The sequence below is a fragment of the Baekduia sp. genome, assembly GCF_035996765.1.
Taxonomy (GTDB): Bacteria; Actinomycetota; Thermoleophilia; order Solirubrobacterales; family Solirubrobacteraceae; genus Baekduia.
Genome location: NZ_DASYJG010000006.1, coordinates 12,229 through 38,005, shown reverse-complemented (window position 1 = coordinate 38,005; position 25,777 = coordinate 12,229). Strand labels below are relative to the sequence as shown.

Genomic DNA, 25,777 nt, shown 5'->3' with positions numbered 1-25,777 from the left:
GCTCAGCACGTAGCGGGTCGTGGCGCGGAGCGTGGTTCGTTTGGCACCGAGGGCGAGAAGCCGTGAGGCGGCGCAGCCGTGGCTGGTGTGGCTGGGCTTGCTTCGTGCACACCGGGGGCGTTCGGGCCTGAATCGTCGGCCCGCGTGGTCCGGGTCGAGTTATCGGGTGATGCGCCGGTCAACTCGACCCGCATCTTGGGCCGGAGACGGATGCCACCTGGGCGTTGCATCGCAACGTCTCGGTGCCGACCGTGGCTAGTACCTACCGGGTCGTTCGTAGATAGGTGCTCGCGGAGAGCACTTAGATACGAATGACCCGCGGTCGGCCTTGAAATCGCCCGGCCCCGGGCGCAGGCGGACGACCCCCGGCGCCACGCGGCGCCCGACACGCTCACTCCTCGCTGCCAACGAAACAGGCCGCGCGGCACGACCAGCGCTCGCACTGAGCGCCGCCGACGCGTGCGGCGCCCCGGGCTATCCCTCGCGCTGGCGCAGCAGTGCCGCAAGCGCCGCGTGCCCGCCCTGCGCCGCCCATCCCGAGGCCGGGCCGTCATACAGCGCGTCGCGCAACGTTGGGTCGGCGCCGGCAGCCAACAAGACCTCGACGGCCGCCGTCTGCCCAGCCTGCGCTGCGATGTGCAGCGCGGTGACACCCTCGCCGTGCGTCGGACCGCCGAAGGTCCCGCGGGCGTTCACGTCGGTGCCCAACTCGACCAGCGCAGCGATCGCCGCCACGCGCCCATTGGCCGCCGCCCACGTCAGCGCGGTGCCCCGGTAGACGTCCGCGTCGACCCGCGCGCCCCGCTCCACCAGCAGCGAGAGCGCTTCGACCCGATCGGCGCGCGCGGCCCACGACAGCGCTTCGTCGACGATCTCCTGCGGGTCGTCAGCAGGCGCCCACGCCGGAAAGCCACCATGCGGCCGATAGAAGCCGCGCAGCGCGCCCGCCGCCTCGCTGACGATGCCATCGGCCGACACCATCTCGCCGATCGTCTCCACATCGCCGGTGCCGGCCGAGACGCGCAGGTTGCCCGGGTGGCGCCCGGCCGCGAGCAGCACGTCGTCGACCACCTCGCGATGGCCCCAGAACAGCGCGACGATCAACGGCGTGCCGCCTGCGCCCCGTGCTGACACATCCGCCGGGGCGCCCGCCTCGAGCAGCAGCCGGGCCAAGTCACCGCGGTTGCCGTAGGCGGCCTGATGCAGCGGCGTCCAGCCATGGGCGTTGAGATGGGCGACATCAGCGCCCGCGTCCAACAGCACACGGAGTGTCTCGGCATCCGAGGTCATGTTGATCAACGCGTTGCCGTTGGTCCCGCGCGCCGTCGCCAGCTCGGGGAACTGCCCCAACAACGCCGCAAGATCATCATGTCGACGCTCCTCAAGCGCGCGATAGGCGCGCGCGAACGGCTCGCCGCTCTCGGCCAGCCCCTCGACGTGGCGGCGCAGCGCAGACCAGCTGGCAAAGCCATGGCGTTGCGCGACGACCACGCGCGCGCCCGCCGGCGTCATCTCCACCCGCTCGCCCTCGAACGCCGCGGCAGCGCTCGGCGTCCGGTCCTGCGCCGAGGCGAGCAGTCCGTCGGCGCGCCCCTCGTAGTACTCCATGTCGGTGTGGAAGGCGTGCTCCAGGCCCTCGCCACCGAGGTCGAGCCGCTCGACGTAGGACTGCAACTTGACCCACGTCGGGAAGCCGCGCTCGCGGGCGATGACCAGCAGCGCGCCGGCGTCCTTGAGCGGCTTGGCCGCGTCCGGGCGAAACGGCGCGACGCGCGCCAGCGCCTCCGGATCGCCGCGCCGGTGCGCGCGCTCCAACTCGCGGGCCTCGCGGTGGAGGGCGTCGAGGGTCAGCGCGGGCATCCCGCTCAACCTAGCGAGCCCTGCCCCAGCGGCGTCGAGGGACGACTGATGGTCCGATAGCAACCATCAGTCGTCCCTCGACGCAGCCCGCGCCGCTAGGAGGCCGAGGCCAGGGCCTTGGCGGCCAGCTGCCCGCAGGCGGCGTCGATGTCCTGGCCGCGGGTCAGCCGGACGGTCGCGCCGATCCCGTGCTCTTCGAGCGCGGCCTTGAACGCGCCGATCGCCTCGCGCCCCGAGCCGTCGTAGGTCCCGGTCGGGTTGTAGGGGATCAGGTTGATCTTGTACTTCTTGGGATCGAGCACGTCCGCGAGCTGCACGGCCTGCGTATAGGAGTCGTTGACCCCCTTGAGCATCACGTACTCGATGAAGATCATGCGCTTCTTGACGTCATAGAAGCGATCGCATGCCGCGAGCACCTCCGCCAGCGGATAGCGGTCGTTGACCGGCATGATCTGCGAGCGCAGCGACTCGTCGGCGGCGTGCAACGACAAGGCCAGCCGGATCGGCATGTCGCTCTCGGTCAGCGCCTCGATGCCCGGCTTCCAGCCGACCGTCGAGATCGCCGTGCGCCGATGTGACACGCCGACGTCGGGCAGTCGCCGGCAGGCCTCGAGCACGTTGTCGAGGTTCATCATCGGCTCGCCCATGCCCATGAAGACGACGTGGTCGACCTCCTCGATGCGGCGGAAGTGCAGCGCCTGGTCGAGGATCTCGCTCACCGTCAGGTTGCGCCCGAACTTCATCGTGCCGGTCGCGCAGAAGGTGCAGGTCAGCGGGCAGCCCGACTGCGAGGACAAGCACAACGAACGCCGCCCGTCGCGGTAGCGCATCAGCACGGCCTCGACGGGCCGGCCGTCCTTGCGCGTCGAGAACAAGGCCTTGATCGTGCCGTCCTTGGAATGGGCCTCGTTGGTGACCTCGAGCGTCGAGAACGGCACGCGGTCGGTCAGCTCGGATCGCACCGCCGCCGGCAGGTTGGTCATCGCCTCATACGACGCCGTCCCACGCGCCGTCCACTCCCACACCTGCTTGGCGCGGAAGGGCGGCTGGCCGAGGTTGGTCAGGGTGCTGTCGAGGAGCTCAAGGTCCATGGGGCGGTCCCACAGGCTAGCCCTGCCCGACGGGCAGCTCGGCGAAGGTCACGACGACCTCCCCGAAGGACGCCTGCACGATGGGCGCGCCGCCGGTCCCGAAGTCCGTCGTGCCCGCCTGCTCGAAATCGCCCTCGAGCAGGACGATGGTCGCGCCACCGACCGAGAACACCTCGATGCGCCCCGGCGACGGGTCGATGAGCGTGATCTCGCCGTCGTCGACGCGCAGCAGGTGCCCGGTCACGCTCATCGCGGTGTTCCCGGCGCCTTGCATCGCCAGCATCACGCGCACGCCGAGGTGCTGGGTGAGCCAGCGGATGACGGCGTCGAAGTCGAGCGGCATGCGCTGAAGGATGTCAGCCCACCCACCCCGCTAGCCTCGGCCGCCGATGCGCCTCGCGAAGTACCTCGCCCACGCCGGAGTCGCCTCGCGCCGAGCGGCCGAGGAGATCATCGGCGATGGGCGTGTCACGGTCGACGGGGTCATCGTCACCGACCCCGCGCGCGACACCGATGACAAGCATGCGGTGATGGTCGACGGGCGCGAGGTCGCCATCGGCAGCGCCGTCCAGGAGCGCGCGGTGTGGCTCGTCCACAAGCCGCGCGGCGTCGTCTCGACCGCGAAGGACACCCACGGCCGCCCGACGGTCGTCGCGATGGTCGATGCGCCCGACACGCGGCTCTATCCGGTCGGCCGCCTCGACGCCGACACCACCGGCCTGATCCTGCTGACCGACGATGGCGATCTGGCCAACCGCCTCACCCACCCGCGCTACGAGGTCCCGAAGGTCTACGTCGCCGACGTCGGTCGCGGTGGCATCGCGGTTCCCGAGCACGCGCTGCGCCAACTCAGAGAGGGCGTCGTCCTCGAGGACGGCAAGACCGCGCCGGCCGGCGTGCGCCAGCTCAGGCCCGGCGTCCTGGAGATAACGTTGCGCGAGGGTCGCAAGCGCCAGGTCAAGCGGATGTGCGCGGAGGTCGGCCACCCGGTCGCCAAGCTCAAGCGCGTCGCGTTCGGGCCGCTGCGGCTGGGCGATCTGGCCGAGGGCCGCGTGCGGCGGCTCAGCCCCGCGGAGGTCCAGCGGCTGCGCGACGCAGCGGCACCACCTGGGCGCGCGCCGGGCTGACGACCTGGTCGCGCCCGTGGGCCTTGGCCTGGTTGAGCGCCAGATCGGCGGCCGCGAGCGCCTCGGCGATCGCCTGCTCGCCCGTGCCGACCATCGCGATCCCGCCCGAGGCGGTCGTGCGCACATCGAAGGCCCACGTGCCGACCTTCTGCTCCCGGATGCCGTCGACGGCCCGATCGACCGCGAGCGTCACGCCGTCGGCGTCGGTGTCGGGCAGCAGGATCAGGAAGCCCTCCTCGCCGGCGCGGCCGAGGACATCGCGGTCGCGCAGCAGCGTGCGCAGCCGGTGGGCGACCGACATCAGGACGGCGTCGGCGGCCAGCGGGCCGTGCTCGTCGCCGATCGCCTTGAGACCGTCGACGTCGATGAGCGCCAGGCCCAGCGGTGCGCCCGCGGCGCGGGTGCGGTGCAGATGGTCGGCGGCGACCAGCGTCGCGGCGCGCGTGCGCACGCCGGTCAGCGCGTCGACGGCTCCGGCGCGGGGATCGGCCGCGCCACCGAGGACGCCGAGGCGGCGAACCCCGCCGAGCAGCAGGCTCAGCAGCAGCGTCGACGCCGCGAGATCGAGGACGCCGGAGGCATACCAACCCACCGTGTAGCGGGAGAGCGACGCGAGCGTCAGTGCCGTGCCGGCCAGGACGCAGGCGACGACGACGAGCAGGCGGCGCTCGATCGGGGTGCGGCGCCCACGGCGCGCGACGACGACCAGGGCGAGGAGGCCGAGCCCGAGGACGAGCACGGCGCCGACCAGGCCGCGATCCGAGAGGCGGTCGTCCTTGATCACTGTCGGCAACGAGCTGCCGAGGCCGATCACCAGCCAGGCGAGCCCCGCGACCGTCGCGGTCACGAAGGAGAAGGCGAGCACCAGCGCGCGGCTGCGTCGCGCGGTCGGTCCCGCCAGACGCCGGCGAACGCTCGCCGGGCCACCCCAGAGCGCGGCGGCGAGCCCGAGCGGCAGCCCACCGTGGCCGATCGCCCACAGCCATGCCGGAGCCTGGTCGCCGCCGGCGCCGAGCAGGCCGTCGTGGCTCAGCGCGCCGGGCAGCACGAGCAGGTGGACGGCGGCGAGCAATCCCGCCGCGAGGTAGGCGGCGGCGAGCCCGAGCAACTGCGAGGAGCCGCGACCGAGGAACTGCGTGGCCAGCAGCGCGGCCGTCAGCAGGTCGCAGATCACGACCGCCGCGAGGCTGATCGACAGGAAGGACACCATCGTCACTGCAGTCGGCTGGTATCGCTGCGCGCCGTAGCGGGCTGGACAAACGAGCGAGCACCCTGCCACCTGGCATGATGGCGCGCCGATGCGGCTCTTCGCCCTCAGAGGCGCCACCACTGTTGATCGCAACGGCTCGGACGAGATCCTCGCCGCGACCGAGACGTTGATGCGCGAGATCATGTCGCGCAACGCCCTGGAGCCCGAGGACGTCGTCAGCTGCCTGTTCACGCTCACCGAGGACCTCGATGCGCAGTTCCCCGCCGTCGCGGCCCGCCAGCTGGGCTTCGCCCAGGTTCCGCTGATGTGCGCGCGCGAGGTCCCGGTGCCGGGATCGCTGCCGCGCGTCATCCGCGTGTTGATGCACTACTACGCTGCCGACGATCACGTGGCCAAGCACGTCTACCTCGGCGAGGCGCGCAAGCTGCGGATGGACCTCGAGTCCGCCCAGTAGCCTCCCGGCCCAATGGCCATCGAGTTCTCCGCGGCGGTGAGCCGCATCCCCGTGTACCCCGCGGCCGCCGCCTACGCGCTGCCCGAGGATGTCGCGCTGCTCGCGTCCAACGAGTCGCCCGAGCCGCCGCTGGAGCCGGTCGTGGCTGCGATCGCCGAGATCCTCACCGGCGTCAACCGCTATCCGGATCCGACCAACGCGAAGCTGCGGCGCGCGCTCAGCGACCGCTACGAGGTGCCTGTATCGCGGATCGCGATCGGCAACGGCTCGTGCGACATCCTGCTGGCCGCCGGCGAGGCGCTGCTGGAGCCGGGCGCCGAGTTGGTCTACGCGTGGCCGTCGTTCAGCGTCTACCCGCACCTGGCGGCGGCGACCGGCGCCACGCAGATCCAGGTGCCGCTCAACGAGGCCCAGGAACACGACCTCGACGCGATGCTGGCCGAGATCACCGCTGCGACGCGGCTGGTCGTCGTCTGCAACCCCAACAACCCGACGTCGACGGCGGTCGGGCTGGCCGACATCGCCGAGTTCGTCGCCAAGGTCCCCAAGCACGTCTGCGTGCTGCTCGACGAGGCCTACTGCGAGTACAACACGCTCGACGATCCCGACGCGTCGCTGGATCTCCTCAAGAAGCACCCCAACTTGGTCCTGCTGCGCACCTTCAGCAAGGTGTATGGGTTGTGCGGGCTGCGCGTCGGCTACGCGCTCTGCGGCTCTGACGCGTTCGTCACCGCCGTCAACCAGGTCCGTCAGCCGTTCTTCTGCAACGCGGCGGCGCAGGCTGCCGCCGTCGAGTCGCTCAAGCACGGCGACGCCGTCGCCCAGCGGGTCGAGCGCGCGATCACGGCCCGGCTGGAGATCGAGGACGGCCTCGGTGAGCTCGGCATCGTCCCGGCGGCCTCGCAGGCCAACTTCGCCTGGTTCGACCTGCCGGTCTGGGACGGTCAGGAGCCCGGCGAGGTCGAGGCGGCGATCGTCAAGGGCCTCGGCGAGCGTGGCGTGCTCGTGCGCGCCGGCGCGGCCCTCGGCCGGGCCGGAGCGCTGCGCGTCACCTACGGCACCCCGCAGCAGAACCAGCGCTTCCTGAACGGCCTGCGCGAGCTGCTGCCGTAGCCAGGCGGCACGGGCGGGGGTTCGCAAGTACCCCGTCTTCTGCTTACAATGGTCGCGGTTCATGTCCCGCACGGCTCTCACCAAGCGCACTTCCGACGGCCTCTCGGCCGGCGTGCGCATGGCAGTGGGCAGCGGGACCTCCGCCGCTTGGTATTGGCGATTTAGCTAGGCGCTCGGCCGGCCGTGAGGCCGCGTCCGCATCGGACCCCTCGGGTCGAGCGCCGGAAAGCACCCATGCGTGCACGTGTCGTTCACGTGTGGGCAACGCGCCTCTTTAGACTTCACCCCCAAGCCGCAGAAGGAACCCCAGATGATGATCGTGATGAAGCCGACGGCCACCGAAGACCAGGTGCAGGCCGTGATCGAGCGGATCGAGTCCGTTGGCGCGCAGGCGCACCCCAGCCGTGGCGAGGAGGTCACGGTGATCGGCGCCGTCGGCGACCGCGAGCATGTCGCGCGCCTCGGCCTCGAGGGCCATGACGGGGTCGAGAAGGTCGTCCCGATCCTCAAGCCCTACAAGTTGGCTTCAACGCAGTTCAAGGGCGATGTCCGGACTGTCCTGGAGCTTGGCGGCGCGAAGATCGGCGGCGAGCACTTCGCGCTGATCGCCGGTCCCTGCACCGTCGAGACGCGGGACCAGACGCTCGACACCGCCGACGCGATGCTCGCCGCCGGCGCGACGATGTTCCGCGGCGGCGCCTACAAGCCGCGCACCTCGCCCTACGCCTTCCAGGGGCTGGGTATTGAAGGGCTGCGGCTGCTCGCCGAGGCCAAGGAGCGCACCGGCCTGCCGATCGTCACCGAGCTGATGGACGCGCGCGACATCGAGGCGGTCGCCGAGGTCGCCGACGTCATCCAGATCGGCGCGCGCAACATGCAGAACTACCCGTTGTTGTCAGAGATCGGGCGCAGCGGCATCCCGGTGCTCATCAAGCGCGGGCTGTCGGCGACGCTGGAGGAGCTGATCATGGCCTCCGAGTACGTCCTCAAAGAGGGCAACGAGTCGGTGATCCTCTGCGAGCGCGGCATCCGCACGTTCGAGACCGCGTACCGCTTCACGCTCGACCTCACGGCGATCCCGGTGCTCAAGGAGATGACGCACCTCCCGGTCGTCGTCGACCCCAGCCATGCCGCCGGCCGCCGCGCGCTGGTCGAGCCGCTGTCGCTGGCCGCCGCCGCCGTCGGCGCCGACGGCATCATCGTCGAGACCCACCCCGAGCCTGATGAGGCGATCTGCGACGGGCCGCAGCAGTTGCGCGTCGACGGCTTCAAGGAGTACGCCGCCAAGGTCGAGCAGGCCGCGATGCTTGCCGGCAAGCTGCCGTTCGGCGCGGCCGCGACACAGAACGCCGCGGTTTGAGCGGAAGACCTCGCCTAGCGGCTCGGCTTCCGAGCGACAACTCGCCCAGAGGCTCGCTCTCGCGGCCGACGATCCTTCAGCGTGTCGGCTGATCCGCTGAGGCTGGCCCTGTTGGGCCTCGGCCTGATCGGCGGCTCGGTCGGCCTGGCCGCGCGTGAGCGGCTGGGCGCGCGGGTCGTCGGCTTCGATCCCGATCCGCAGGTGCGGGCGCTCGCGCTGGAGCGTGGGGTGGCCGACGTGGTGGTCGACGATCCGGCGGCTCTCGGGCCGGCCGACGTCGCGCTGGTCGCCGCGCCGGTGCAGGCGCTGGCGGAGCGGATCGCGCAGGCGTGCGAGCACGTCGAGGGCGCGGTGGTGACCGACGTCGGCTCGACCAAGCACGCGCTGGTGGAGTCGATCAAGGCCCCCAACTACATCGGCGGCCATCCGTTGGCGGGCGCCGAGGTCGCGGGAGTCGAGCATGCGCGCGCCGACCTCTTCGCCGGCGCCACCTGGTATCTGACGCCGCGCGCCGACAGCGAAGGCATCCTGCTGGAGCGGCTGCACCGCTTCGTCACCGGCATCGGCGCGGTCCCGACCGTCATCGGCCACGCCGATCACGACCGCCTGATGGCCGCGTTCTCCCACGTGCCGCACGTCGTCGCCAACGCGCTCGTCACGCAGGCGACGCGGGCGCTGGGCGACGAGGCGATCCCGGTCGTGGGCCCGTCGTTTCGGGACGCGACGCGCGTCGCCGGCGCCAACCCGCCGCTGTGGGCGGGGATCTACGACGCCAACCGCGACGCGGTGCTCGATGGTCTCGACGCGACGATCGCGCTGCTGGCTGAAGCCCGCGCGCTGCTGGCCGCCGGTGACGGGCCCGCGGTCGAGTCATGGCAGGCTGAGGTCGGCGCCCAGCGTCGCGCGCTGCTGGACATCGGCATGACCGGCGGCCCGCTGCGCGAGGTTCGCGTCGTCGTGCCCAACCGCCCTGGCGTGATCGCCGATCTCGCCCTCACCCTCTCCCGAGCAGGGATCAACATCCACGACATGAGCCTCTCGCCCCAGCCCGACTTCCGCAGCGGCGAGGTCGCCCTCTGGGTCGCCGAGGGCCACGCCGAGCGTGCGCGTGAGCTGGTCGAGGAGGTGCTCTCATGACCACCGTGAAGTGGTCGCCCGCCAAGCGGCTGCGCGGCACCGTCGCGCCGCCGGCCGACAAGTCGATCTCGCACCGCGCGGCGATCCTCGGCGCGATGGCCGCTGAGCCCGTCCGCGTGCGCAACTACCTGCACGCCGAGGACACCACCTCGACGCTGAACGCCATGCGGGCGCTGGGCGCGCTGGTGACCGTCGACGCCGACGTCGTGACGATCCGCGGCACCGGCCTGCGCAACACCACCGAGCTGGACGCGCCGATCGACGTCGGCAACGCCGGCACCCTGATGCGCCTGCTGCCCGGCTGGCTGGCGGGGCAGGAGGGCAGGGCCTACACCTTGGACGGCGACGCATCGATCCGCACGCGTCCCGTTGACCGCATCGCCGAGCCGCTGACCCGGATGGGCGCGACGATCGACGCGGTCGATGATCGCCTGCCGCCGTTCACGGTGCACGGCGCGCACCTGCGATCCATTGCCTATGACTTGCCCGTCGCCTCAGCCCAGGTCAAGTCCTGTGTCCTGCTCGCCGGCCTGATGGCCGACGGCGCGACGACGGTCGTCGAGCCGGCGCCGTCGCGCGACCACACCGAGCGCATGCTCGCCTCCGCGGGCGTCACCGTGCACCGCAACGGCCGCCACGTCACGGTCACCAGCGTCGACGAACTGGTCCTCGACGACATCACCGTGCCCGGCGACCCGTCCTCGGCGGCGTTCCTGATCGCCGCCGGCGTGCTGGTCGGCGGCTCACGGATCGCGGTCGTGGGCAGCGGCACCAACTGGACGCGCACGGGCTTTCACCGGATCCTCGAGCGGATGGGCGGGATCGTCGTCGGCGAGCTGGAGGAGGCGCCGGGCGACGGCGTCGTCGGGACCGAGCCCGCCGGCGACCTCGACATCGCCTACGGCCCGCTGACCGGCACGACCGTCGAGGCCGACGAGGTCCCGCTGGCGATCGACGAGCTGCCGCTGGTCGCGCTGCTGGGCTGCTTTGCCGAGGGCGAGACGATCGTGCGCGGCGCCCACGAGCTGCGGCTCAAGGAGTCCGACCGGATCGCGACCGTCGTCGACGGCCTCAACGGCCTGGGCGGCAACCTCGAGGCGACCGACGACGGCTTCATCGTGCGCGGCACCGGCGGGCTGAAGGGCGGCACGATCGCCTCGCACGGCGATCACCGCCTGGCGATGCTCGGCGCGATCGCCGGCCTGGCCTCCGACGAGGGCGTCACGGTCGTCGGCATGGAGGCCGCCGACGTCTCCTACCCGACGTTCGCCGAGGACCTCGGGACGTTGTTGAAGGGCTGAGGCCCGCCGGACGGCGTTTCGGCGGCCGCAGCGGCGGCGCGCGCGATGCCGCCGTCCTCGGCCCGCAGGCCCGGGACCGCGTAGAGCATCACCACCGTCAGCCCGCCGGCGACCAGCCCGGCGACGAGCAGGACCGCGCCGGCGCCGAACGCCGCGGCCGCGGGGCCGGTCAGTGCGAAGGACACCGGCGTCAACCCGACCGACACCAGCCAGTCCAGCGACGCGACGCGGCCGCGCAGCCCGACCGGCACGCGCACCTGCATCAGCGTCGACCAGATGGGATTGCCGGCGCCGCTGAACAGCCCGAAGGCGAAGCTGAAGAGCACGAGCTGCCAGACGGTCTGGCCCAGCGCGTAACCGCAGAGCGCGAAGCCCGCCAGGCCCCAGACCCAATAGAGGACCGAGATCTCGCGCTTGGGCATGCCGACATGCCCGAGCAAGAACGCGCCAAGCGTGGCGCCGACGCCGCCGGCCGCGAGCACGAGGCCGAAGCTGCCCGCCGAGGCGCCGAGGTCGTCGTCGATGCGGATCGGCAGCAAGACCTCGGTGGGGCCGAGGAAGAAGAGCAGCGCGATCGCAGCCATGATCAGCGTCGCCCACAGCCACGTCTCGCCGCGCACGAACGTCGCCGCCTCGCGCACCTGCGTGCGCAGCGGCTCGTGCTCACCCTCATGTACCGGAATCCGCGCGCGCATCGCCAGCAGGCAGGCGATCGACACCGCGAAGGTGCCGGCATCGACCAGCAGGGCGCCACCGGTGTCCAGCAGCGCGAAGGTGACGCCGCCGAGCGCCGGCCCCGCCAGGCGCAGCGCGATCGGCCGCAGCGAGCTCTGCAGCGCGTTGGCCTGCACGAGCAGCGGCCCGGGCACGAGCTCGGGGACGATCGCGCCCATCGCTGGGCCTGTCAGCCCTTCGCCGGCGCCGAAGACGAAGCCCAGGGCGACCATGTGCCAGATCTCGAGCACCCCGCCGAGCGACAGCCCACCGGCCGTGCCGACCGCCACGAGGCGCAGCGCGTCGGCCACCAGCAGCTGGCGGCGCTTGTCGTAGCGGTCGGCCAGCAGGCCGCCCGCGAGCAGGAAGCCGACCATGCCCAGCGACCACGCCAGGCCGACGAGCGACAGCGATCCGGCGCCGCCGCCGAGGCCCAGGACCGTGAAGGGGAGGGCCACCAGGTAGATCCCGTCGCCGAGCAGCGACACCAGGGTGCCGGCCCAGAACAGCGCGAAGTCTCTCTCCCGAAGAGGCCCGATCAGGCGCACAACCAATACGGAGGATGCCACACCATCCATGACCGCATACCCTCTCGGCCGTGCTTGTCGCCATTGACGGACCTGCCGGAGCCGGCAAGTCGACCGTGGCGCGCGCTGTTGCGCGCGCGCTCGGCTTCACCTACCTCGACACCGGGGCCATGTACCGCTGCGCCGCGCTGGCCGCGACGCGCGGCCTCGACGAGGTCGCCGCGCTGGAGATCGCCTTCGACGGCGACCGCATCCTGCTGGGTGGCGAGGACGTCACCGAGCTGATCCGGACGGCCGCCATCAGCGAGCAGGCATCGGTGGTCGCCAACGACCCGAAGGTCCGCGAGGCGCTCGTCGCCCAGCAGCGGGCGCTGATTGCCGGCGGCGACTACGTGGCCGAGGGGCGTGACATCGCGACCGTCGTCGCGCCAGACGCCGAGGTCAAGGTCTTCCTCACCGCCCATCCCGCCGAGCGCGCGCGCCGCCGGGCCGCCGAGCTGGGGGCCGATCCGCAGGACGTCGCCGCCGAGCTGCTCTCGCGTGACGAGCGCGACTCCGGCCACGGTCGCACCACGCTGGAGCCGGCGCCGGGCGCGCAGCCGCTGGACACCACGGGCTTGAGCGTCGACGAGGTCGTCGCCGAGATCGTGGCGCGCGTGCAGGCGGCCCGCGCATGAGCATCGCGGGCCCCAAGGTCGCCGTCATCGGCTACCCCAACGTCGGCAAGTCCTCGCTGGTCAACCGCCTCAGCGAGTCGCGGATCGCGGTCGTGCACGAGGCGCCCGGCATCACACGGGACCGCAACGAGGTCCCGTGCGAGTGGAACGGCCGCCAGTTCACGCTGATCGACACCGGCGGCATGGACTTCTTCGACGAGGACCCGATGGCCGGCTCGATCCGCGAGCAGGCCCAGGCCGCGATGGCCGACGCCGATCTCGCGGTCTTCGTCGTCGACGGCCAGGCCGGCACGCGACCCGGCGACGAGGAGCTCGCCGACCTGCTGCGCCGCTGGGACAAGCCGGTGATCGTCGTGGCCAACAAGATCGACTCGGTCAAGGACGTGCCGTCGGCGACCGAGTTCTACAGCTTGGGTCTGGGGGAGCCGGTGGCCGTCAGCGCGACGCAGGGCCTGGGCACCGGCGACCTGCTGGACCGCGTCACCGCGCTGCTGCCCGAAGGCGACTTCGAACCGGAGGACGACGAGACGATCCGCCTCGCGCTGATCGGCCGGCCCAACGTCGGCAAGTCCTCGCTGGTCAACAAGTTCCTGAAGTCCGACCGCGTGATCGTCAGCGATGTCGCGGGGACGACGCGCGACGCGATCGACCTTCCGATGGAAGTTGATGGCCGCCGGGTGATCGTCGTCGACACGGCCGGCATGCGGCGCCAGAGCAAGGTGTCGGAGTCGGTCGAGTACTACACCACCTTGCGTTCGCAGCGGGCGGTGGAGCGCGCCGACGTCGCCCTGGTCATCTGCGACGCCCACGACGGCGTCACCGCGCAGGACCTGCGGATCGCCGAGCTGTCGATGAAGGCCGGCTGCGCGACGGCGCTGGTCCTCAACAAGTGGGACATCGCCCCGATGGAAGAGGCCGACCTCGACCACGAGCGCGCGCGGGTCAACAACAAGATCCGCCTGCGCCCGAAGGTCCTGACGGTCTCGGCCCTCAGCGGCCGCAACGTCGAGCGGCTACTCAAGGAGGCGATCATCCTCGGCGACCGCGTCAAGACGCGCATCCCAACGCCGCAGCTCAACCGCTTCATCGCCGAGGTCGTCCAGGAGCGCCAGCCGCCGGCCAAGCAGGGCTCGCGGCTGCGGCTGCTCTACATGGCGCAGTTCGAGACGCGTCCGCCGCGCTTTGCGATCCAGGTCAACAGCCGCAACCGGGTGACGCGCGACTACGCCTACTTCGTCGAGAACCGCCTGCGTGCGCGCTTCGGCATGGACGGGATCCCGCTGATCATCGACTTCAAGGAGCGCAAACAGCGGGATGAGAAGTAGGGCGGCAGCGCTTGGCGCGGCCGGGGCGGTTGTCGTCCTGGCCATCGCACTCCTCCTGCTCCTCTCCGGCGGCGACGGCACGAGCAAGGGCACGCCGCCCGCGAGCGCCGCGGCCAGGCTCGTCCCCGCCGACGCGCTGGTCTACGTCCACCTCTCCACCGACGGCCATCGCTCCGAGACGCGCGCGGCGGCCAAGCTCGCCAACGCCTTCCCGAGCTGGCCGAAGCTGCGCGACGCCATCGTCACCCGCCTCCAGGCTCCAGGTTGCGACCTCGCGACCAAGGCGCTCAAGAGCGCTGATGAGGCCGCGCTGGCGATCTTCGACACCGGTGGCAGTGCGCGCGCCAACTCGCTGGTGCTCGTCGACACCGGCAAGCAGCACCCGGGCGCCAAGCAGCGCGGCTGCGGCAGCCTGAGCTCGAGCTACGTCGGGACGTTCCTCGCGATCGGCCAGCCCGAGAGCCTGGCGCTGGCGGCCAAGCTGGCCAAGGCCGGCGGGCGCGGCTCGCTTGCCGAGGCGGCCGGGCCCAGGCAGATGTTCGCCAAGCTGCCCGCCGACCGCGTGGTCGACGGCTGGCTGTCGGCCGACGGCGTGCGCCGCCTGTTGGCGCCTCAGGGCGGCCTGCTCGGCGTCGTCGGCACGCTCTTTGACCAGGCGACGCTGAAGGGCGCCGCGTTCGGGCTGGCGGCCGCCGGCAACCGCGCGAAGCTGACCGTCGCGTCGCAGCTCGATCCGTCGCTGGCCACCGGTGCCTCCAAGGCCGGCAGCGGCTTCAAGCCCTTCCACCCAACGCTCGCGAGCGCCGTTCCGGCCGACGCGATGGCCTACCTCGGCGTCAGCAACCTCGCCCCGGCGCTCCAGCGCCTGCTGGCTGCGGCGGGCACGAGCGCGGGGTCGTTCAAGCCGCTGGTCGGCTCCCTGGACCGGCCGCTGCACAAGATCTTCCCGGGGGAGGTCGCGATCATCCTGACCGCCGCGACCCCGGCGCCCGTCCTGACACTGCTGGGCGCCACCAAGGACGAGGCTGGCGCCCGCCAGGCACTGACCGCGCTCCCCGTGGCAGTGCGCAAGACGCTGAGCACGGCCGTCTGGGACGGCAAGGTCGCGGTGGCGACCAACCCCAAGGGGATCGCTGCCGTCAAGCGCGACGGCAAGCACCTGACCGACCTTGCCAATTGGCAATTGTCGGTCGGGAATCACCCTGATTTGCGCTCCTCGCTACTCTTCCTGGACTTCAGCAGGCTGTTGACGCTGGGGGAGGAGACCGGCCTGAGCGCTTCGAGCGCCTACCGGTCCGCCAAGGCCGACCTTCAGAAGGTCCGTGCCATCGGCGCCAGCACCTCCGGCACCAGCAGCGAATCGACCGCGGAGATCTCCCTCCTAATTACGCCATGAGCTACGCCGACAACGAGTACCTCTTCACCTCAGAGTCCGTGACCGAGGGTCACCCCGACAAGGTCGCCGACCAGATCTCCGACGGTGTCCTGGACGCCTGCCTCAAGGACGACCCGCTCTCGCGCGTCGCCTGCGAGACGCTGGTCAACACCGGCCTCGTCGTGGTCTCCGGTGAGATCACGACCAACACCTACGTCGACATCCAGGAGATCGCGCGCCAGACGATCCACAACATCGGCTATGACGATGCCGAGCTCGGCTTCAGCGCCAAAAGCGCCGCCGTCCTCAACGCCATCGACAAGCAGTCGGCCGACATCGCCCAGGGCGTCGACAAGGCCGACGAGGCCCGCTCTGACGGCTCGACCGACGCTCTTGACATCGCCGGCGCCGGCGACCAGGGGATGATGTTCGGCTACGCCTCCAACGAGACGGCCAACCTGATGCCCGCGCCGATCACGTTCGCCCACCAGTTGGCCGAGCGCCTGGCCGCGGTGCGCAAGGATGGCACGCTGGACTACCTGCGCCCCGACGGCAAGACCCAGGTCTCGGTCCGCTACGTCGACGGCAAGCCGGTCGCGATCGAGAAGCTGTTGATCTCCACCCAGCACGCCGAGCGCGCGACGCGTCAGCAGATCACCGACGATCTCTGGGAGAACGTCGTCCTGCCGGTCTTGCCGGCCGACCTCTACGACGCCAACACGCTGCGCCAGGAGTTCCTGGTCAACCCGACCGGGCGCTTCGTCATCGGCGGCCCCGTCGGCGACGCCGGCCTGACCGGCCGCAAGATCATCGTCGACACCTACGGCGGCTTCGCCCGCCACGGCGGCGGCGCGTTCAGCGGCAAGGACCCGTCGAAGGTCGACCGCTCGGCCGCCTACGCGGCGCGCTGGGTCGCCAAGAACGTCGTGGCCGCCGGGCTGGCCGACCGCGCCGAGGTCCAGGTCGCCTACGCCATCGGCGTGGCGCACCCCGTCTCCGTGATGGTCGAGACGTTCGGCACCGAGAAGGTCGGCCGCGGCAAGATCGCCGAGCTCGTCGATCAGTTCTTCGACCTGCGCCCCGGTGCGTTCCGCCAGGCGCTGGACCTGCACCGCCCGATCTACCAGAAGACCGCCGCCTACGGCCACTTCGGCCGCGACGACGCCGACTTCACCTGGGAGCGCACCGACAAGGCCGCCGCGCTGGCCGAGGCCGCTGGCCTCGCCGTGCCGGCGACGGCCTAGCGCTCAACCCGCAGCACCTGCCCGGCGCGGGGCGGCCTTCGGGCCGCCCTTCGGCGTTAACGGGCTAGAGCGGCTGCTGGTCGGTGCGCTCGGCGGCGACCGTGCGCTCGATGCGCTGAGCGCGATCGACCGCGGCGACGATCCCGGCGGGGTTCGCGACCCCGCGGAAGGTGAAGTCCGAGTCGTCGGTGCCGGCGGTGTCGAAGTCGACCGCGCCGACGCGCAGCAGACGGTCCAGGAACGTCTGCTGGGTGTTGACGTTCTGCACGCGGTTGATGTTGGTCTGCTGCACGTGCTTGGAGAGGATCCCCCTGCGGATGTTGAGCCGCTCGGTGCTGATGACGTAGCGCGTCGCCGTGCGCATGACGAGGCCGACGACGATCACCAGCGCCATGACGATGGCGAACGCGAGGATGCCGATGCCGGTCGAGACGGCGAACAGCAGGATCGCCCCGATCGCGAGCGCGATCGCCAGCCCCTTGAGGTAGAAGCTCAGCACGCCGCGCCACGACGGGTGGCCTTCGAAGACGATCTCTTCACCGGGATGGAGGTCCATGGTCTGCTCAGCCTATCCTCGACGGCCCCGGTGTCTGCGCCCATTGTCCAAGTCGAGCCGCTGACGACGGCCCGTGCGCTGCGCGGGCCGTTTGACTACCTGCGGCCCGACGGCGTCGATGTCGGGTCGCTGTTGGAGGTCCCGTTCGGGCACCAGCGGCTGACCGCGGTGGTGACGGGGTTGGCCGAGGAGTCCGAGCACAACGTGGTCGCGCCGCTGCGCGTCCTGCCCGACGCGCTGCCGGGCGACTTGGTCGATCTCGGGCTCTGGCTGGGGCACGAGTACGCCTCGACGCCCGCGCGGGCGCTGTCGCTGATGCTGCCGCCGCGCGGGGCGCGCGAGAAGGTCCAGCTGTGGGCGGCGCGCACCGACGAGGGTGAGGCGGTCTTGCTGGGCTCGGATCAGTCACCTGGAGGGACGGCGGTTCGTCTTACCGGCAAGCAGCTCGGGCTCCTGCAGCAACTGCCGCGTTTCGCGGGCACCGACCTCGGCTCGCTGCGGCGGCTGGAGGCGCGCGGGCTGGTGGCGATCGGCCCGCGGGGCCGGCGTCGCGCGCCGCAGCATCATGCGGTGGGCGCCCGGAAGCCGGCGCCGGCACTGACGCCCGACCAACAGGCGGCGTTGGACCTGGTCTTGTCTGAGATCGGCGCTGACCCGCCCGCGAAGCTGCTCCTACACGGCGTGACGGGCTCGGGCAAGACCGAGGTCTACCTGCGCGCCGCGGCCGAGACGCTGGCCCAGGGCCGCGGCGTGCTGATCCTCGTGCCCGAGATCGGCCTGACCCCGCAGATGATCGACCGCTTCGTCACGCGCTTCGGCGACACCGTCGCGGTCCTGCACTCCAAGCTCGGCGCGGGGGAGCGTTACGACGAGTGGCGCCGCCTGCGCTCCGGCGAGGCGCGCGTCTGCGTCGGCCCACGCAGCGCCGTCTTCGCGCCGATCGCCCACCTCGGGCTCGTCGTCGTCGACGAGGAGCACGACGGCTCCTATAAGAACGAGGGCGACCCGCGCTATGACGCGCGGCTGGTCGCCGAGCGGCGCGCCGGCCAGCACGGCGCGGTGCTGTTGGTGGGGAGCGCGACGCCGCGGCCCGAGTCGGTCCATGCGCTGCGGCGCATTCGGCTACCGCGGCGCGTCGACGGCTCGCCGATGCCGCCGGTGGAGATCGTCGATCTCAAGGCCGCCGCGGGCGCCGTGCACCCGCGGACCCACGAGGCGCTGATCGACGCCCGCAAGGCCATCGTCTTGCTCAACCGCCGTGGCTGGTCGAACTTTCTGACCTGTCGCTCCTGCGGGCGCGTGTGGGAGTGCCCGGACTGCGACGTCGCGCTGATCCTGCACCGCGATCAGGGCGCTGTGGCCTGCCACCATTGCGGCCACCGCGAGCGGATCCCGAGCACCTGTCCGGACTGCGGCTCGGTGTCAATCGCCCGCCACGGCACCGGCACCGAGCGCCTGGAGCACGACCTCGCCTCGCTGGGCAAGCCCGTCCTGCGCCTGGACGCCGACATCCGCGACGCGGGCGCGGTGCTCAGCGCCTTCGAACGGGCCGAGAGCGCGATCCTCGTCGGCACGCAGGTGGTGGCCAAGGGCCACGACTTCCCGGACGTCGACCTCGGCGTGGTGCTCGACGCCGACTCGACCCTGCGCTTCCCGGACTTCCGTGCCGAAGAGCGGACGTTCGCGCTGGTCACCCAGCTGGCGGGCCGGGCCGGGCGGGGAGGCCACGGCCGCGTGATCGTCCAGACGATCGACCCGACAGCGAGCGCCATCGTCCACGCGGCGACCCACGACAGCGACGGCTTCCTGGTCGAGGAGCTCGAGCGCCGCCGCTTCCTGCGCTACCCGCCGTTCTCGACGCTGATCCGGATCGTCTGCGCGTCTGAGGTCGTCGGCGCGGCACATCTGGCGGCCACCGAGATCCAGGCCCGCCTCCCCGGCTCACTCGGCCCCGCGCCACTCTTCCGGCTGCGCGGCAAGGAGCGCAGCCAGGTCGTCGTCAAAGCCGCCGAGCGCCGCTCCACGATCGACCAGGTCGACGCCGCCGTCCGGAAAGTCAGCGGCGCCAAGGCCCACAAGGCCGTCGCCTTCTCGGTCGACGTCGACCCGCAGTAGCCCGCAACAAAACCGCCACAAACGCCACACCTCCTCCATAAAGAGGGTCAGACCCTCAATGGGGGCTCAATGGAAATGCGACGAGGTGGTTGCGGCTCGTGCGTAGCTAGCATCCGCGCCGTGGCCCAGCACCACGAAGAGCTTGAAGAGGCACCGGAGCCCGCGGTCGCGCTTGATCCCGAGACGGCAGCGCGACGCCGTGCCGCGCTCGAGCACGTCCGGAAGTTCGGCGATCCCGTGCTGCGCTCCAAGGCGCGCGCGGTGGATCGCTTCGACGACGAGCTGCGCGACGAGATCGCGCGGATGGGCCTGCTGATGCACGACGCCTACGGGATCGGCCTGGCGGCCACCCAGGTCGGCATCCTGCACCGCGTGCTCGTCTACCGCGTGGAGTCCGACAGCCCGGTCAACGCGCTGGTCAACCCCGAGATCGAGTGGTCCTCCAAGGACAAGGAGTACGCCGAGGAGGGCTGCCTGAGCCTGCCCGCGGTCCACGTCGACGTCGAGCGCCCCGTCCATGTGCGGGTCACGGCCCAGGACGAGCAGGGCGAGCAGATTCTCGTCGAGGCCTCCGGCCTGGAGGCGCGGGTCATCCAGCACGAGATGGACCACCTCGACGGCGTGCTGATCCTCGACCGCACGTCGCGCGACCAGCGCAAGGAGGGCATGCGCGCCCTGCGCGCCGCCCTTGAGGCAGCAGAAGACGACGCCGCCTAAAGATGGCCGAGGACAACCCCGGCCGCGGGAGCGAGCCGCCAGGCGAGCTGCCGCCGCGGAACTCGCCCCCTGGGCGAGGCTCCGCCCGCGTCGTCTACCTCGGCACGTCCGACTTCGCCGCCGGCGTGCTCCATGAGCTCGCCGACGGTCCGCACAAGCCGTCGCTCGTCATCACGCGGCCTGATGCCAAGCAGGGCAGGGGTCGCAAGATCGGTCCGCCGCCGGTTGCCGTCGCCGCCCGCGAGCTGGGCATCGAGACCATCCAGCCGGCGTCGGTCAACGACGAGGAGACGAGCGCGCGGGTGGCGGCAGAAACGCCGGACGCGGTGATTCTTTGCGCGTTCGGCGCGCTCGTCAAAGCCCCGCTGCTGACCGACCACGACATCATGAACGTCCACCCGTCGCTGCTGCCGCGCTGGCGCGGCGCGGCACCCGTCGAGCGGGCGATGATGGCTGGCGACGCGCAGACCGGCGTCTCGATCATGCGCCTGGTCGCCGAGCTCGACGCGGGGCCGGTCTACGCCCAGCAGCCCGAGCCGATCCTGCCGACCGACGATTACGCGTCGCTCTCGGCGCGGCTCCAGGACGTCTCGGTCAAGCTCTTGCAGCTGGTGCTGGAGACCAGCCCGGCCCCGACGCCCCAGCCCGAGGACGGCGTCACCTACGCCGAGAAGCTGACCGCTGAGGATCGCACGCTGGACCTCACGCGTCCGCCGGAGGAGAACGTCCGGATCGTCCGCGCGCTGCACCCGCACATCGGCGCGCGGATCGCGCTGCCCTCGGGCGAGTTCCTCGGCGTCCAGGAGGCGAGCATCAAGCTCGACGGCACGCTCGAGCTCGTCACCGTCCAGCCCGCGGGCGGGCGGCCGATGACCTACGCGGAGTATCTGCGCGGTCATCCACCGGTGCTTTGATCGGTGATCGTCATCGGACATCACGTTCGACGAGCGGTCTCCTAGTCTAGGAGCAGTGTCCGCCAGCCCCGCCCGTCGCACCGCGCTGACCGTCCTACGGCGCGTGGAAGAGCAGGGTGCGTACGCCGATCGCGCACTGCACGGCGACGCCCGCGACCTCGACCCCCGTGACCGCGCCCTTGCCAAGCGGCTCGTCTTCGGCACCGTTCAGCGTCGCGCCACGCTCGACTGGATCATCGCCCAGCACGTCGACCGCCGGCTGGAGCCGCAGGTCCGCGCAGCGCTGTTGCTCGGTCTCTACCAGCTGCTGTACACCGACGTCCCGCCCCACGCGGCGGTCGCCGAGTCCGTCGAGCTGGCCAAGCCGAGCCCCGGCGCCAAGCTCGTCAACGCGGTCCTGCGCAAGGTCCAGCGCGAGGGCGTCCAGCTGCCGACCGACGACACGCCGGAGGGTGCCGCAATCCGCCACTCGCACCCCGCATGGCTGGTGACGCTGTGGTGGGACTGGCTCGGCGCGCAGGAGACCCGCGCGCTGCTGGCCGCCGACAACGAGCCCGCCGAGCTGGCGCTGCGCATCAACCCGCTGGCCGGCGTCGACGTGGAGCTCGAGGGCCGCCGCGAGGACGACGCGCTCATCATCGACGGGCCGCTCGACGTGCTCGCCCATCCGCTGTATGCCGCGGGCGCGATCACGCCGATGTCGCGCGCGTCCCAGCGCGTGGCCCGCGCCGTGGATCCGCAGGCCGGCGAGCGGATCCTGGATCTCTGCGCTGCGCCCGGCGGCAAGACCACGCACCTGGCCGCGCTGATGGGCGACGAGGGCGAGATCGTGGCCGTGGAGCGCCATCCGCGACGGGCCCAGGCGCTGGCGGCCCAGGCCGTTCGGCTGCACGCCACCAGCGTGCGCGTGCAGGTCGCCGACGCCAAGGAGATCACCGCCGACGCGCTCGGCGGCCGCTTCGACCGCGTGCTCGTGGACCCGCCCTGCAGCGGCCTCGGCACGCTGCGCAGCCATCCGGACCTGCGCTGGCGCGTGACGCCGGAGTCGATCGAGGCGCTGCGCATCGAGCAGGAGGCGATCGTCGCCGCAGCCCGCGGCGCGCTGACGCCCGGCGGCCGGCTGGTCTACTCGACCTGCACCCTGTCGCCGCGTGAGGAGATCGTCGCCGGCGAGATCGTTCGTACCTTGCCGCACCGCGACAAGACCGACGGCTTCTATATTGCCGTCGCAGATGGTGAGTAAGGAACTTGCCCTGGGTGAGCAGGGAACGGCATGAGTGAGCCAGGGTTAGGCCTCAAATGCCCCGGATGCGGGGAGCCGTGGCTGCGGCCGACCACGCTGGCCGGCCGCTATCGCTGCGTGTACTGCCTGCACCGCTACGAGTTGCGCTCGGTCTGCCCCGACTGCGGCGAGCACGGGACGATCGTCCGGATGTCCTCGACGGCCACCACGCAGTGCAATCATTGTGGCGGCTCGATGCTCATCGAGGTCTAGCGGTTATGTTGCCCGCCCGTGCCTGACCGACGCATCGCCCCGAGCATCCTCGCGGCCGACTTCGCCCGCCTCGGCGCCCAAGTCGCCGAGGTCGTCGACGCCGGCGCGACCGTCATCCACGTCGACATCATGGACGGTCACTTCGTCCCGCCGCTCTCGATGGGCCCACAGGTCCTCAGCGCGCTCGTCGACCTTGGTCTGCAGGGCGTCGAGTACGACGTCCACCTGATGATCGAAGCGCCCGACCGCCACGTGGCCGATTTTGCCAAGGCCGGGGCCCACAACATCACCATCCACGCCGAGGCAACGCCGCACGTCAACTACGTCCTTCAGCAGATTCGCGAGCTGGGCTGCACCGCGGGCCTCGCGGTCTGCCCGTCGACGCCGCTGAGCATCTTCGAGGAGGTCGACGTTGACGTCGCCCTCTGCATGACCGTCAACCCCGGATGGGGCGGCCAGAAGTTCATCGACTCTTCACCGAACAAGATCGCTCGACTGCGCAGCATCCTCGGGGATGACGTCGAGCTCGAGGTCGACGGCGGCATCGACGTCACGACCGCCGGTGCGGCGGCCGACGCAGGCGCCACGTTGTTCGTTGCCGGGAGCGCGCTCTTCGGGGCGCCCGACCCGGCCCAGGCCTACCGCGACATCGCCGTCGCGGCCGGGGTGTAGCCAGCCGTAGATACTCGGTCCTGTGCAGGGCCGATCATTGTGAGTAGCCCGTGAGCACGAAGGTCCTTATCGTCGACGATCACCCGACCTTCAGGTCGACCGCTCGCTTGCTGTTGGAGAGCGAGGGGTTCGACGTGATCGGGGAAGCGCCCGACGGTCTGAGCGCCATCGCTGCTGCGGGGGAGCTCCACCCCGATCTGGTCCTGCTGGACGTCAACCTCCCCGACCTCGACGGCTTCGACGTCGCGGCGCGCATCACCAGCGTGCTCGGGGCACCTGCCGTGGTGCTGACCTCCAGTCGCGACAGCTCGGACTTCGGGCCCCTGGTGCACCGCAGCGGTGCGCGTGGGTTCATCCCGAAGGGCGAGCTCTCCGGCGCGGCGCTGACCGAACTGATCCGATGAGCTCCCTGCGAGCCGCGCTGTTCGCGCTGTTCGCAGCCTCGGTCGCGATGGCCGCGGTGATGGTGGCGCTGGTCGTCTCCAGCGATCACGAGAGCTCCAAGGAGCTGACGGCGACGCTCGGCCCGTTCATCGGGCTGAGCTTCTGCGGCACGGGCGTCTTTGCCTGGCTGCGCCGCCCGCACAACCGCTTTGGCGCGCTGATGACCGGCGTCGGCTTCGCCTGGTTTCTCTCGGCGCTGACCGAGTCCAACGATCCGTGGGTCTACACGCTTGGGGTCTATCTCGGCCCGCTCTACCTCGTTCTGGTCGGGCACATGCTGCTCGCCTTCCCGTCCGGACGGCTGGAGACGACCGCGGCACGGACGCTCATCGCCATCGCCTACCTCGATGCGCTGCTGGTCCAGCTTCCGTACTTCTTCCTCAACGGCGACATCTCCGGCACCGACCACGCGCCGGCCAACGCGTGGGGCATCATCGACAACGCCGACAGCGCGCAGGTCTTCGCGACGGTTGCGCAGCTGGTTGCCGTCGTCCTGATCATCTGGCTTGGCGCGCTGTTGTTTCAGAAGCGCAAGGTCGCCTCACCGCCGCAGCGGCGCGCGATGGCGCCGGTGCTGTGGACCGGCGTCGCGTTGATGGGGACGCTCGCGGTCGCGAGCGTCGACCACCTCCTCAACGCCTCGAACCTGACCGTCGCGGGCCCGAGCCTCGCGTCGCTGATCGTCCTTGCTGCGCTGCCCTGGGCCTTCGTCATCGGCCTGTTGCGCACGCGCTACAGCCGCGCCGGCGCCGTCGGCGACCTCGTCGAGCGGCTCAACGCCCAGGGCGTCGAGGGCGAGTCCCTGCGCGACGCGCTCTCCGACGCGCTTGGCGACCGTTCGCTGACGCTGGCCTTCTGGTCGCGCGGCTCGGAGCGCTACGTCGACGCGCACGGCCAACCGGTTGACCTGCCGCCGGCAACGTCGCGATCGCGTGCGGTGACCGAGATTGAGCGCGAGGCGGCGCCGGTCGCGGCGATCGTCCATGACGCGGCGCTGCTCGATGAGCCCGGCCTTGTGCGTGCGGCGGGCGCCGCCGCGGCGTTGGCGTTGGAGAACGAGCGCCTGGAGGCCGAGCTCAAGGCGCGCGTCGCCGAGCTGCAGGTCTCGCGGGCCAAGGTGATCGAGGTTGGCATGGCCGAACGCCGCGCGCTGGAGCGCAACCTCCATGACGGCGCCCAGCAGCGGCTCGTCGCGCTCTCGTTGCAGCTCGGCCTGGCCAAGACCAAGCTGCGCGACGACCCCGACGTCGCCGAGCGGATCCTCGACGGCGCGCGCATCGAGCTGGCTTCGGCATTGGAGGAGCTGCGCGAGCTGGCGCGCGGCATCCACCCGGCGATCCTGACCGACCGCGGCCTTGCCCCGGCGCTGGAGGCGCTGGCGTCGCGCGCGCCGGTCCCGGTCGAGATCGACGAGGTGCCCGAGGGCCGGATGCCGATGCCGGTGGAGGCCGTTGCGTACTTCGTCGTGGCCGAGTCGTTGACCAACATGGCCAAGTACGCCGACGCCGAGTATGCGAGTGTCCGCGTACTTCGAGAGAATGGCTATGCAGTGGTGGAGATCGAGGACAACGGCATCGGTGGGGCGGATCCGTCCGCAGGCTCGGGCCTGCGCGGCCTCGCCGACCGCCTGGCCGCCCTCGACGGAAGGCTTGAGGTCGACTCCCCGCCGGGCGTCGGCACAACTGTGAGGGCGAGGATCCCGTGCGCGTAGTGCTGGCTGATGACTCCGTGCTGCTCCGCGAAGGGCTCGCGGCGCTGCTCGAAGGCAAGGACTTCGACGTCGTGGCCCAGTCGGGCGACGCCGAAGACTTGCTGCGCAAGGTCGGAGCCCACAAGCCCGACGTGGCGATCGTCGACGTCCGCATGCCGCCGACGCACACCGACGAGGGCCTCAAGGCTGCGTTGGAGATCCGTGAGCGCTTCCCGGACACCGGCGTGCTCGTGCTGAGCGCGTATGTCGAAGAGACCTCCGCGCTAGAGCTGCTCTCCGACGACGCCGCCGGCATCGGCTACCTGCTCAAGGATCGCGTCAGCGACGTGGATCGCTTCACCGAGGCCGTCCGGCGGGTTGGCGAAGGCGGCAGCGCTCTCGACCCCGAGGTCGTGTCGCGGCTGCTCGGCCGCCGCCGTCGCGAGGATCCGCTCGAGGCCTTGTCGCCACGCGAGCGTGAGGTGCTCGGCCTGATGGCCGAGGGCCGCTCCAACCACGCGATCGCCGAGGCGCTGGTCGTCACCGAGCGCGCCGTCGAAAAGCACGTCACGAGCATCTTCACGAAGCTCACGCTGCCGCCCACGGTGGTCGATCACCGCCGCGTGCTGGCCGTGCTGGCGTACCTGCAGTCCTAGCGC

The 25,777-nt window shown here is 71.3% G+C and carries 25 protein-coding genes; 19 read left to right on the top strand and 6 right to left on the bottom strand.

Annotation, left to right across the window (positions count from 1 at the left end):
* Nucleotides 1-474: 474 nt before the first annotated feature.
* The 3 genes from VGO10_RS00915 to VGO10_RS00905 all read right to left on the bottom strand — a co-directional run bounded on the left by VGO10_RS00915 (nucleotide 475) and on the right by VGO10_RS00905 (nucleotide 3,294).
* On the bottom strand, nucleotides 475-1,860 hold the full coding sequence (locus tag VGO10_RS00915) for an ankyrin repeat domain-containing protein (protein WP_327464200.1): 1,386 nt from the start codon (nucleotides 1,858-1,860) through the stop codon (nucleotides 475-477).
* 95 nt (nucleotides 1,861-1,955) lie between these two features.
* Nucleotides 1,956-2,951 (bottom strand): 23S rRNA (adenine(2503)-C(2))-methyltransferase RlmN, encoded by a 996-nt coding sequence (gene rlmN, locus VGO10_RS00910; RefSeq protein ID WP_327464199.1) that lies wholly within the window; start codon nucleotides 2,949-2,951, stop codon nucleotides 1,956-1,958.
* 16 nt (nucleotides 2,952-2,967) lie between these two features.
* On the bottom strand, nucleotides 2,968-3,294 hold the full coding sequence (locus tag VGO10_RS00905; RefSeq protein WP_327464198.1) for a hypothetical protein: 327 nt from the start codon (nucleotides 3,292-3,294) through the stop codon (nucleotides 2,968-2,970).
* 46 nt (nucleotides 3,295-3,340) lie between these two features.
* Between VGO10_RS00905 and VGO10_RS00900 the strand changes: the two genes are divergently transcribed.
* Nucleotides 3,341-4,078: a pseudouridine synthase gene (locus VGO10_RS00900; protein WP_327464197.1), complete on the top strand. Its 738-nt coding sequence runs from the start codon at nucleotides 3,341-3,343 to the stop codon at nucleotides 4,076-4,078.
* Here the strand turns inward: VGO10_RS00900 and VGO10_RS00895 are convergent.
* The gene (locus VGO10_RS00895; RefSeq protein WP_327464196.1) at nucleotides 4,014-5,288 is read right to left on the bottom strand and encodes a sensor domain-containing diguanylate cyclase; all 1,275 of its coding nucleotides are present in this window, start codon (nucleotides 5,286-5,288) and stop codon (nucleotides 4,014-4,016) included. The genes VGO10_RS00900 and VGO10_RS00895 overlap by 65 nt on opposite strands.
* Nucleotides 5,289-5,376: 88 nt before the next feature.
* Between VGO10_RS00895 and aroH the strand changes: the two genes are divergently transcribed.
* From aroH to aroA, 5 genes are all read left to right on the top strand, one after another.
* Complete coding sequence (aroH, locus tag VGO10_RS00890) at nucleotides 5,377-5,742, top strand: chorismate mutase (RefSeq protein WP_327464195.1); 366 nt, start codon at nucleotides 5,377-5,379, stop codon at nucleotides 5,740-5,742.
* A 12-nt stretch (nucleotides 5,743-5,754) separates the two neighbouring features.
* Nucleotides 5,755-6,855: a pyridoxal phosphate-dependent aminotransferase gene (locus VGO10_RS00885; protein ID WP_327464194.1), complete on the top strand. Its 1,101-nt coding sequence runs from the start codon at nucleotides 5,755-5,757 to the stop codon at nucleotides 6,853-6,855.
* Between the two features lie 310 nt (nucleotides 6,856-7,165).
* Nucleotides 7,166-8,215, top strand: a complete 1,050-nt coding sequence (gene aroF, locus VGO10_RS00880) for a 3-deoxy-7-phosphoheptulonate synthase (RefSeq protein WP_414642193.1) — start codon at nucleotides 7,166-7,168, stop codon at nucleotides 8,213-8,215.
* 81 nt (nucleotides 8,216-8,296) lie between these two features.
* Nucleotides 8,297-9,352, top strand: a complete 1,056-nt coding sequence (locus VGO10_RS00875) for a prephenate dehydrogenase/arogenate dehydrogenase family protein (protein ID WP_327464192.1) — start codon at nucleotides 8,297-8,299, stop codon at nucleotides 9,350-9,352.
* Complete coding sequence (aroA, locus tag VGO10_RS00870) at nucleotides 9,349-10,653, top strand: 3-phosphoshikimate 1-carboxyvinyltransferase (RefSeq protein WP_327464191.1); 1,305 nt, start codon at nucleotides 9,349-9,351, stop codon at nucleotides 10,651-10,653. Before VGO10_RS00875 ends, aroA begins: the two co-directional genes overlap by 4 nt.
* On the opposite strand, the gene VGO10_RS00865 is transcribed toward aroA, so the two are convergent.
* Nucleotides 10,608-11,945, bottom strand: coding sequence for an MFS transporter (locus tag VGO10_RS00865; protein WP_327464190.1), 1,338 nt, complete (start codon nucleotides 11,943-11,945; stop codon nucleotides 10,608-10,610). The two genes, aroA and VGO10_RS00865, sit on opposite strands and share 46 nt — an antisense overlap.
* Nucleotides 11,946-11,965: 20 nt before the next feature.
* Between VGO10_RS00865 and cmk the strand changes: the two genes are divergently transcribed.
* From cmk to metK, 4 genes are read left to right on the top strand one after another with little or no spacing between them, the layout of a single operon-like run.
* Entirely contained in the window at nucleotides 11,966-12,571 is a 606-nt protein-coding gene (gene cmk / locus VGO10_RS00860; RefSeq protein ID WP_327464189.1) for a (d)CMP kinase, read from the top strand.
* A complete protein-coding gene (gene der / locus VGO10_RS00855) occupies nucleotides 12,568-13,896 on the top strand; it encodes a ribosome biogenesis GTPase Der (RefSeq protein WP_327464188.1) in 1,329 nt (442 codons plus the stop codon). Before cmk ends, der begins: the two co-directional genes overlap by 4 nt.
* Nucleotides 13,886-15,292 carry a hypothetical protein gene (locus tag VGO10_RS00850; protein WP_327464187.1) on the top strand — a complete coding sequence of 469 codons (1,407 nt, stop codon included), beginning with the start codon at nucleotides 13,886-13,888 and terminating at the stop codon, nucleotides 15,290-15,292. The genes der and VGO10_RS00850 overlap by 11 nt, the downstream gene beginning before the upstream one ends.
* Nucleotides 15,289-16,515 carry a methionine adenosyltransferase gene (gene metK, locus VGO10_RS00845; protein ID WP_327464186.1) on the top strand — a complete coding sequence of 409 codons (1,227 nt, stop codon included), beginning with the start codon at nucleotides 15,289-15,291 and terminating at the stop codon, nucleotides 16,513-16,515. The genes VGO10_RS00850 and metK overlap by 4 nt, the downstream gene beginning before the upstream one ends.
* A 64-nt stretch (nucleotides 16,516-16,579) precedes the next feature.
* Here the strand turns inward: metK and VGO10_RS00840 are convergent, their stop codons facing one another.
* Nucleotides 16,580-17,071 carry a PH domain-containing protein gene (locus tag VGO10_RS00840; RefSeq protein ID WP_327464185.1) on the bottom strand — a complete coding sequence of 164 codons (492 nt, stop codon included), beginning with the start codon at nucleotides 17,069-17,071 and terminating at the stop codon, nucleotides 16,580-16,582.
* A 30-nt stretch (nucleotides 17,072-17,101) separates the two neighbouring features.
* Between VGO10_RS00840 and priA the strand changes: the two genes are divergently transcribed.
* The 9 genes from priA to VGO10_RS00795 all read left to right on the top strand — a co-directional run bounded on the left by priA (nucleotide 17,102) and on the right by VGO10_RS00795 (nucleotide 25,774).
* Nucleotides 17,102-19,186: a replication restart helicase PriA gene (priA, locus tag VGO10_RS00835; RefSeq protein WP_327464184.1), complete on the top strand. Its 2,085-nt coding sequence runs from the start codon at nucleotides 17,102-17,104 to the stop codon at nucleotides 19,184-19,186.
* 120 nt (nucleotides 19,187-19,306) lie between these two features.
* A complete protein-coding gene (def, locus tag VGO10_RS00830) occupies nucleotides 19,307-19,903 on the top strand; it encodes a peptide deformylase (RefSeq protein WP_327464183.1) in 597 nt (198 codons plus the stop codon).
* Between the two features lie 2 nt (nucleotides 19,904-19,905).
* Nucleotides 19,906-20,817 (top strand): methionyl-tRNA formyltransferase, encoded by a 912-nt coding sequence (locus tag VGO10_RS00825; RefSeq protein WP_327464182.1) that lies wholly within the window; start codon nucleotides 19,906-19,908, stop codon nucleotides 20,815-20,817.
* A 55-nt stretch (nucleotides 20,818-20,872) separates the two neighbouring features.
* Complete coding sequence (gene rsmB, locus VGO10_RS00820; protein ID WP_327464181.1) at nucleotides 20,873-22,060, top strand: 16S rRNA (cytosine(967)-C(5))-methyltransferase RsmB; 1,188 nt, start codon at nucleotides 20,873-20,875, stop codon at nucleotides 22,058-22,060.
* Nucleotides 22,061-22,090: 30 nt separating this feature from the next.
* Nucleotides 22,091-22,312: a zinc-ribbon domain-containing protein gene (locus VGO10_RS00815; RefSeq protein WP_327464180.1), complete on the top strand. Its 222-nt coding sequence runs from the start codon at nucleotides 22,091-22,093 to the stop codon at nucleotides 22,310-22,312.
* 18 nt (nucleotides 22,313-22,330) lie between these two features.
* Nucleotides 22,331-22,984 carry a ribulose-phosphate 3-epimerase gene (gene rpe, locus VGO10_RS00810; protein WP_327464179.1) on the top strand — a complete coding sequence of 218 codons (654 nt, stop codon included), beginning with the start codon at nucleotides 22,331-22,333 and terminating at the stop codon, nucleotides 22,982-22,984.
* 50 nt (nucleotides 22,985-23,034) lie between these two features.
* Nucleotides 23,035-23,388: a response regulator transcription factor gene (locus tag VGO10_RS00805; protein WP_324342461.1), complete on the top strand. Its 354-nt coding sequence runs from the start codon at nucleotides 23,035-23,037 to the stop codon at nucleotides 23,386-23,388.
* Nucleotides 23,385-25,139 carry a sensor histidine kinase gene (locus tag VGO10_RS00800; protein WP_327464178.1) on the top strand — a complete coding sequence of 585 codons (1,755 nt, stop codon included), beginning with the start codon at nucleotides 23,385-23,387 and terminating at the stop codon, nucleotides 25,137-25,139. The genes VGO10_RS00805 and VGO10_RS00800 overlap by 4 nt, the downstream gene beginning before the upstream one ends.
* Nucleotides 25,130-25,774, top strand: coding sequence for a response regulator transcription factor (locus VGO10_RS00795; protein WP_327464177.1), 645 nt, complete (start codon nucleotides 25,130-25,132; stop codon nucleotides 25,772-25,774). Before VGO10_RS00800 ends, VGO10_RS00795 begins: the two co-directional genes overlap by 10 nt.
* Nucleotides 25,775-25,777: the final 3 nt, after the last annotated feature.